The organism is Nitrosospira multiformis (genome assembly GCF_003050865.1).
In the GTDB taxonomy this organism is placed as follows: Bacteria; Pseudomonadota; Gammaproteobacteria; order Burkholderiales; family Nitrosomonadaceae; genus Nitrosospira; species Nitrosospira multiformis_E.
In genome coordinates this window covers 1-8,117 of the sequence record NZ_QAOK01000046.1, presented here as the reverse complement: position 1 = coordinate 8,117, position 8,117 = coordinate 1, and the positions used below count along the sequence as shown (strand labels likewise).

Annotated in this window: 5 protein-coding genes and 1 pseudogene; 3 read left to right on the top strand and 3 right to left on the bottom strand. The window is 53.0% G+C overall.

The genetic code is table 11. The annotated features are described in order from the left end of the window. Nucleotides 1–114: 114 nt before the first annotated feature. The 3 genes from C8R21_RS14690 (at nt 115) to C8R21_RS14680 (ending at nt 5,331) form a co-directional block, all read left to right on the top strand. The gene (locus C8R21_RS14690; RefSeq protein WP_258192442.1) at nt 115–2,070 is read left to right on the top strand and encodes a PAS domain-containing hybrid sensor histidine kinase/response regulator; all 1,956 of its coding nucleotides are present in this window, start codon (nt 115–117) and stop codon (nt 2,068–2,070) included. 457 nt (nt 2,071–2,527) lie between these two features. After that, complete coding sequence (locus C8R21_RS14685; protein WP_107763365.1) at nt 2,528–2,758, top strand: KGG domain-containing protein; 231 nt, start codon at nt 2,528–2,530, stop codon at nt 2,756–2,758. 743 nt (nt 2,759–3,501) lie between these two features. Further along, nucleotides 3,502–5,331: an ABC transporter ATP-binding protein gene (locus C8R21_RS14680; protein WP_107763364.1), complete on the top strand. Its 1,830-nt coding sequence runs from the start codon at nt 3,502–3,504 to the stop codon at nt 5,329–5,331. Here the strand turns inward: C8R21_RS14680 and C8R21_RS14675 are convergent. The 3 genes and pseudogenes from C8R21_RS14675 to C8R21_RS16755 all read right to left on the bottom strand — a co-directional run. Then, nucleotides 5,310–5,630: a hypothetical protein gene (locus C8R21_RS14675; protein WP_107763363.1), complete on the bottom strand. Its 321-nt coding sequence runs from the start codon at nt 5,628–5,630 to the stop codon at nt 5,310–5,312. The two genes, C8R21_RS14680 and C8R21_RS14675, sit on opposite strands and share 22 nt — an antisense overlap. A 45-nt stretch (nt 5,631–5,675) precedes the next feature. Next, nucleotides 5,676–7,220, bottom strand: coding sequence for a carbohydrate porin (locus C8R21_RS14670; RefSeq protein WP_258192441.1), 1,545 nt, complete (start codon nt 7,218–7,220; stop codon nt 5,676–5,678). 555 nt (nt 7,221–7,775) lie between these two features. Next, nucleotides 7,776–7,970: pseudogene (locus tag C8R21_RS16755) on the bottom strand (transposase); the annotation flags it as partial. Nucleotides 7,971–8,117: the final 147 nt, after the last annotated feature.

The following is an 8,117-nucleotide window of genomic DNA, read 5'->3' as shown; positions in this document are numbered from 1 at the left end:
ACCGCTTCTTCTTCATGGCAAACAGCCCTCCTTTCAAGGTCAAGTTTGCCGAAAAACTCACTTTCTGTCTGGTCCTGAATTCCTAAAGCAGATCAGGATGCGAAGCAAACTGGGGTGTCGGGCGTGCTGGTGACGGTAACCGAGACAACGGAGCTTGTCAGGGCACGTGCTCATGAAGTGGAGAAAATCAGGTTCAAGGAGGCATTGGCTGAGCAGGCGCTTCGTGAGAGCGAGCAGCGCTTCCGGCAGGCACTCGAGATTGAGACGGTCGGAATTATTTTCTTCAATAGCGAAAATCGGATTACTGAAGCGAACGACGCCTTCCTGGAGATGAGCGGCTTCAGCCGGGAAGATGAGCGGGCAGGGGTTCTGCAATGCGATGAGCTAACTCCGCCGGAGTGGCAAATCACTACTTCCCGGGCTGCAGAGGAACTCAAGGCAATAGGACGTGCCGTCCCTCATGAGAAGGAGTTATTTCGCAAGGATGGGTCCCGCTGGTGGGCGTTAATCGCGATGAAGCAACTCAACGGCAACGAGGCGGTAGCATATGTGGTCGACATAACGGACCGCAAACGCGTCGAACGTAGCCTGCGCGAGAGCGAGGCAAGATTCCGTGCGCTGGCCGAGGCTTCCCCAGCATTCATCTGGCAGGTGGATCCACAAGGAAATGCGGTTTATCTTAACCAGCGCTACCAGTACATGTTTGGGAGGAGCCTGGAAGAGCTGATGCCGACCGGATGGCGCCGACTTCTCCATCCTGACGATGCACCGGCGTATCTTGCCGCATTCGAGCGGGCGCTGCATGACCGCGCGCGTTTAAGACATCGGGTCCGGGTCAGGACAGCCGAGGGAGAGTGGCGCTGGCTGAAATCGTATGCCTTGCCGTGGTTCACGGCCAGAGATGAGTATGCGGGGCATGTGGGCATATCGATAGACATTACTGAAGCAGTAGCTGCGGAAACCGCTCTGCTGGAGGCCGACCGCCGCAAGGATGAGTTTCTGGCTACGCTGGCGCATGAATTGCGTAATCCCCTTGCACCGATTGTCAGCGCGCTGACACTCATTGCACGCCCCGATGGAGCGGCGGAAATACCTCGTCTGTTGCCCGTTATCAGCCGGCAGGTCAGCTACATGGTTCGACTGGTTGATGATCTCCTGGAGATATCGCGCATCACCAGCGGAAAGGTTGAATTGCGCCAGAAACCCACTGATCTGGCCATTGCCTTGCACAATGCAGTCGAGGCCAGTATGGATCAGATAAGGGAGAAGGAGCTCGAATTGAGCGTATCCATCACCGATACACCTTTGATTGTGTATGGGGACATGGTGCGCCTGGAGCAGATCTTCGCGAATCTGCTCAACAATGCTGTCCGTTACACCGGAAAGGGCGGCCAGATATGGCTTACTGCCCGCCAGGAAGACTATAAAGCCGTCGTGTCCGTGAAGGACAATGGTATAGGAATATTACCGGGAATGCTGCCGCGTTTATTCGATATGTTTGCGCAGGAGCGGCGCAGCGGCATGGGCGCTCAGGAGGGATTGGGCATCGGTCTCAATCTGGTGGACCGCCTTGTCCAGATGCACGGCGGCAGTGTCGAAGCCTCAAGCGAAGGGAAGGATAAAGGCAGCAAATTTACAGTGCGCCTGCCTTTGTCCGAGATCACTGCAGATGGAAAAAGCGGCCAATCCCCGAAGGTGACTTTCGCACCGCATGAACTACGCGTGCTGGTAGTCGACGACAATCAGGACGCCGCGGAGGTCCTGTGTATGTTGTTGCAATCAATGGGGGTGGATGTCAAAGCAGTGGATAGCGGATCTGTCGCACTTGCCACGATTCCCCATTACCTGCCTGATGTGGTTCTGATGGATATCGGTATGCCGGGGATGGATGGTAACGAAGTGGCACGACGTATCCGTGCGCAGCCGCAGTTCAACAATATAAAGCTCATCGCACTGACCGGCTGGGGGCAGGAAAAAGACCGACAGCTGTCGCACGAGAGCGGCTTCGACCATCATCTGACCAAACCGGTAAACTTCAAAGTCCTGACAGAACTGATTGCTTCAATCTAACCGTGCGTTTTGTCTTCCGGGTTGTCCGGCCGGTCTTCGATTCGGGTAATTGCAATTACCCGCGCATCAAGCGGCGTAGGCCTTGCTACAGCAATGCTTGCAGCAGAACGGGGCAAAGCTCGTTCTTATTGCCCGTAGCGCTAAAACCCTCAAACATCGGTTGCAAGGATAGCAAATGCGGGAGGGCAGGCTATCGATGTTGTCGCGGATGTTGCCGATCGGGAAAAATGCGCCTCGCGCACAAGCCGCTTGATTTTTTTGGGTTATGTGGGACTCCGTACATAAAACAGCAGGTATGCCAATTAAGATGAAATTCATCTCTGTACCGGAATCCTTCACAGGTCCTTAAATAGCCAGAGATATAGCAGAGATAAGGCTTCCGAAGACATGACAGAGCATCTGGGATGTAAGTAGATGTTCAACGGGAATTCTCAATATTTTGTACAAGGAGATAAACATGCCTTCATCAAAAAGCGGGGGCGGCAATACCAGCAAGCGAGGTTTCGCTTCCATGGATCAAGAGAAACAACGGGAAATCGCGAGTAAAGGCGGAAAAGCGGCTCATGCGAAAGGCACTGCCCATGAGTTTTCTTCGGAAGAGGCCCGCGAAGCCGGACGGAAAGGTGGCGAAGCATCCCATGGAGGTGGAAGAGGCAGCTCTTCGAGCCGTGGCAGTTCATCCAAGTAGCATGGCAAGGCAGGTAACTGAAACGAACAAAATCATTAGGGAGGGCTTGCTCAGAGATTCCTCAAGTGAAAAAGGTGAGTCCATTTATCTTTTTTCGTTCTGAAATAACAATCAGGGATTGGCCATCGGTTACAAGCAGTAATCAACAACCGTTTTGATGGTTACAGTACGAACGTGATAGTTGCGTCTCCCAGTATCCATTTCCCTCTCCTACGAGTGGGGGAGGGGCTAAATAATGCTTCCCCCAGTCTTCTCCCATGCAGGATAAGAGATAAATGTGCTTCCCAAATCCCCTTGCGCGAGAGGGGATAACCGGTATTTCTCCAATTCCTCCACTTAGCCGTCATTCTTCCTGGACACCAGCACCTTCCCGCAGCCGCCCCACCCAGATCATTCAAAAAAGCCATTTTCCGCGTAAACCTCGGGTGTAATCAGTCGTTATAGCGGCTGAATCAACCCGAGAGTATCCGAATGGATTAAGCGCATTCGAACCTACTGGCTATTGCTGGAACAGGAGCCAAAACGTCCCTGAATTCGATTTATTACGAGAGCATCCCTTACGTTATCTTGCTCGCCGTTACATAACCGGTGAAAAAAGGTTTCCCTGAATTTTTCTCACGATGAATATGTCGATCAAGACCTGCTTCACGCATCGGGTTTGCAGCGAGACGAAATTCATTCCCATTTGCATTGCCATTTCTAGTCAGACTCCTGTGTTTTTTCAACCCTGAGGTTCTTTTTACATGTTCGCTTTTTTTGAGCAGCGCGTTCGGCCCACTGTCGTCCCTAAAAAATCCCCCCCCCCGGAGCTGCTGGCATTTTATTGGCACTTTATCAGCCAGACGAAAGGTTTATATGCGGCCTTGTTTGCTACCGGGTTAGCCGTGGCTCTCATCGACACGCTAATTCCCGTTTTCATTGGGCGCCTTGTAGAGGTGATGGAGGCGACCGCAAGAGTTGCCGCATTGCGGGATGCAACTTCAATGCTATTCGGCATGGCATTGCTGGTGCTGATCGCCAGGCCGCTCGCGATTCTGATCGATAGTCTTGTGCGTCACAACGCCGTAGTGCCTGGAGTAACCAGCATGATCCGCTGGCAGAGCCACTGGCACGTCATCCGGCAGAGCTGGTCGCTCTTTCAGAACGATTTTGCCGGACGCATGGCAAACCGTGTAATGCACATGGGCGATGCGGTGCGCGAATGTGTGGTGTCGAGCATTCACGCGATCTGGTACATCGCGGTGTATGGTGTTTCTTCGTTGTGGCTGATGAGCGAGGCGGACTGGCGGCTTGCGATCCCCACGGTGTTATGGTTCATCGCATACGTATTTTTTCTGCGGTACTTCGTGCCGCGCATGCGCGACTTGGCAAGAAGCAGCAGCGAGCGGCGCTCAGCCGTGATGGGGCGTGTGGTGGATAGCTATAGCAACATTCTCACCGTTAAGCTGTTCTCGCGTGCGAGCGACGAAGACGCTTACGTGCGCGAAGCAATCGAACATCATACGATGGCCATTGCCGCTCACATGCGTATGATCACAAAATTTTCAACTACATTATCCCTGCTCAATGCGCTTCTGCTAGCAGGCACGACCGCAATCGGCATCATGTTGTGGTCCCAGGGAAGGCTTGACGCGGCTGCAGTGGCTATGGCTGTGCCGTTGGCCTGGACGATCGCCAATGCGGCGGGATGGGTAAGCTGGGAACTGAATCGGGCTTTTGAACACATGGGCGTGGTCCAGGAGGGCATGCAAACCGTTGCCGTGACGAACGCTCTGGCCGACAAGCCCGATGCGCATGAGCTGGATGTCAGCGAAGTACGTGGAGAAATCCGTTTCGAGAGATTGACCTTCACATTCGGTCGGAGCGACGGCCGCAAGGTGCTTGACAGTCTCAATTGTGTCATTCGTCCGGGTGAGCGCGTGGGGCTGGTAGGCAGTTCGGGCGCTGGCAAATCCACGTTGATCAATCTGCTGTTGCGCTTCTACGAGATGGAGTCAGGCAGTATCCGGGTCGATGGACAGGATATCCGCGAAGTGACGCAGGAGAGCCTGCGCCGTTGCATCGGCGTCGTAGCGCAGGATGTGTCCCTGCTGAATCGCTCCATTGCCGAAAATATTGCCTATGGCAGCCCGGGAGCAACCCGGGAACAAATTGAGGCGGCCGCCCAGCGCGCCCAAGCGCACGACTTCATCATGAGCCAGAGGGATTGGCTGGGACGCACCGGCTACGACGCGCACGTAGGCGAGCGTGGCGTCAAGCTCAGCGGCGGGCAGAAACAGCGTATTGCCATCGCCCGCGTCATGCTCAAGGACGCTCCGATCCTGATACTGGATGAAGCTACCTCGGCCCTCGATAGTGAAGTGGAGCTTGCGATTCAGGATCAGTTGATGGGGCTGATGGAAGGCAAGACAGTGATTGCGATTGCACACCGCTTATCTACCATTGCTTGCCTGGACCGATTGCTGGTGCTCAAGGATGGATGTATCGTCGAGGAGGGCACGCACGAGGAGCTTCTCAGGCAGGGTAGCCAGTACGCCATGCTCTGGCGGCATCAGTCGGGAGGGTTTCTTTGATTTGTGGAAACGGGATGGTATTGAAAGGTTTTCGCTGCTATCTGCTTTTTCTTGTTATATAAATATACAAAACGCGCTTCGCCCCTTGATTCCCTTCTTTCAATTGAAACCCGCTTTCCAACAAGAGTTTCGAAGGTGAAGGGGAGGAAGCGCCAAACAGGCAGATGGTTCAGGATTTCAAAGAATGGAATGACGTGTGTCCATGCTCTTCGCCAGCTTGCTGCCACGGTCGGGAATTTCTGCTCCCACGGCCCTTGCTCGAACACGTCCAGGCCATAGCCAATGAAACCAATATTCATGGTGATTTGTGTCTGCGAATCTGTCCGAAAAATCGGGATATAATTTTAGAACTCGGCATGGACTCTAAGCCCATAAATATTCACAGGGCCGCGATCGGCATTGAAACCAGGGTTGGTAATATGCTGATAGTCGGCGCTCACCCAAAGAGAACCTAGCACATTGACGCTATAGAAAATGTCCACTACGTCCTCCACGTGTGCCTTGATCCGGCCATCCCCGATAAATCCGTCGATGCCTCCCATATTCAAGTATTTGGCATGCTGGCTCGAAATCCAGCCCGCGGCGAATCCAATGCCAAGCAAATCTCTGTGCCGCCCCCAACGGAAGCCGTTAACCAGAGCGCCAAGTGAAATCGATCTGTCGGTAGAGGTATAGGAATACACTTCAGTTTTGCCGTCGCTGTACATTCCGCGAAAGAATAAACCGACGCCGTCCAGCACTTGCTGCTCAATATTGATCCCTATGCCTATCTTGTCGTTCGGTTTGCGCGCCCAGCATAAATCCGGTGCTCCTGCATTACCTGATCCGTAATTGAAGCCCGTACAGGTGGTGGCATTTTTATTGGGATCGAAACGGAAGGCAGCAATAGCATCGCTAAATTTACCCATGTTTTCATGATTGCGGTAAGCCAGTACCCTGACAGCACCGGGATGGCCATTCAGCAAATGGCGGCGTTCAACTTCAACCTGCTGTCCGTAATATTTGAATACCCTCATATCGAGAGGGAGTTGATTGGGATTGATGGAGGTGGTTACATGGGCGAAGCGTATCGTCCAATCATCATAAAAATATTCTGCTGCCCCACCCCAGGTATATCCTCTCGCGTCCGCAGCGAAATCGAAGGCTGCATAGGTCATGAAGGCCATATTTAAGAACTGCCTGCGCAGGTCGCCGGAGTATGAATTCTTATCGAAAAAATCGATCACGCTGAAATTGCCGAACCTCAGCACGAGGCGCCTGCTATCTACCGTTGTCCCAAGCTGCATCGGATCAGAAGTGAGTTGTATGCGCTCTCCCCCAAATCCAAAAGTCTGTTTGAAAAATAACCGGGATTGGTAATAGATAGGGGTCTCACTACCGCCTTTTTGCAGTTCGAAATTCTGTATGACTCCACCCAGCCCTTTCAAGTCCGATAAGGGCCGCATGGATATCAGCTCCGGCACATAATAAATCTCCCCACCATGCCATGTCTTGAGCCCCAGGTACAGCGTGGCTGTTCCGGTAAAGCTTCTTTCGCTTCCCGGCAATAATGAGTTGATACTTCCGTTCAGGTTGGTATACGAAGCCGGAAATCCACTTTTCCAACTGGAAATGTAGGTGAACTGGCCATAAGCATTCCAGCGCTCGTCCTTCAGGTCGTGGAGCCTCTTTTTCGCCAACACATTCATGAAGTCGAAAGCGTCCTCCGGGCGCGGGTTTGGTTCCGTCACCCCGGCCCGTACCAGCATGACCGAGAACAGCAGGTAACAGACAAGAAGTATCTTGAATAAAAGCACTGTTGTTCCAGGATTTCCCGAGCCTGGGGTAGTGCGACCCTCTGCCAGGCGCTCGATCGGCGATCGGCGTAGAAACTTTTTGCAGGGTATCATTGCCCCTATCGCTCCACAGCAATTTATAATTTTAATTATGCTGATTAATTATGCTGGCTAATGTAGCTATCAGATCAGATGAGCATCGATTAATTGCAGCACTGGCGGAGGCCCTTGGAACCATTCGTTGGTAAGCAGTTGGATAGCCTGGCACGGTGAAATGGAGCCAAATTGAAAATCCGAGTTTGCTGATTAATGGCGCATAAGAGTGCCATAAGGCGCTATTCCTCCCATTTGCATATTTTCAGCTTTTTTTCTGACTTATTTTTGCTAGGTTCAGGGCTCATTAATTGAGATAGAAGATGACGGTTAGGGCGATGCAGATGGCTGAGAAGAAGGTATGGGCGCAGCGGTCGTAGCGCATGGCGATCCTGCGCCAGTCCTTGAGCCGCCCTCAGGCGACCGATACGGCGGGGAACATCCCCTTTTTTAGCAGGCTGGCTGCCGTGCGGTGGCCCCTCAGATGGGTGGCGTCGATCATCAGCTGCCCGGCCTTCTCCTCTTTACCGGCCAGTTCCGCAAAGATGTAGTTGAACACGCTCAGTCGGCTCCAGTGCACGAAACGGTTATACAGCGTCTTGTGGGGCCCGTATTCCATGGGTGCATCCTTCCATTGCAGTCCATTGCGGATGACGTAGATGATTCCGCTGATCACCCGCAGATCGTCAACCCGGGGAACCCCGTGGGGCAAGGGAAATAAGGCTTTATACGGTTGAACTGTGTTTCGGACAGGTAAAACAGATCCCTCATGGCGCACCTCCACCATAAGTGAATCACAACCAGCGTCGTGCGTGAAGCCTCAACTCAACAACCACCAGCTAAAGCTGGTGGGTTAGTGTTACGGACTGAAAGTCCGGATACGCGTCGACTGAACGACGCGTCCTAATCGGGTTCCAT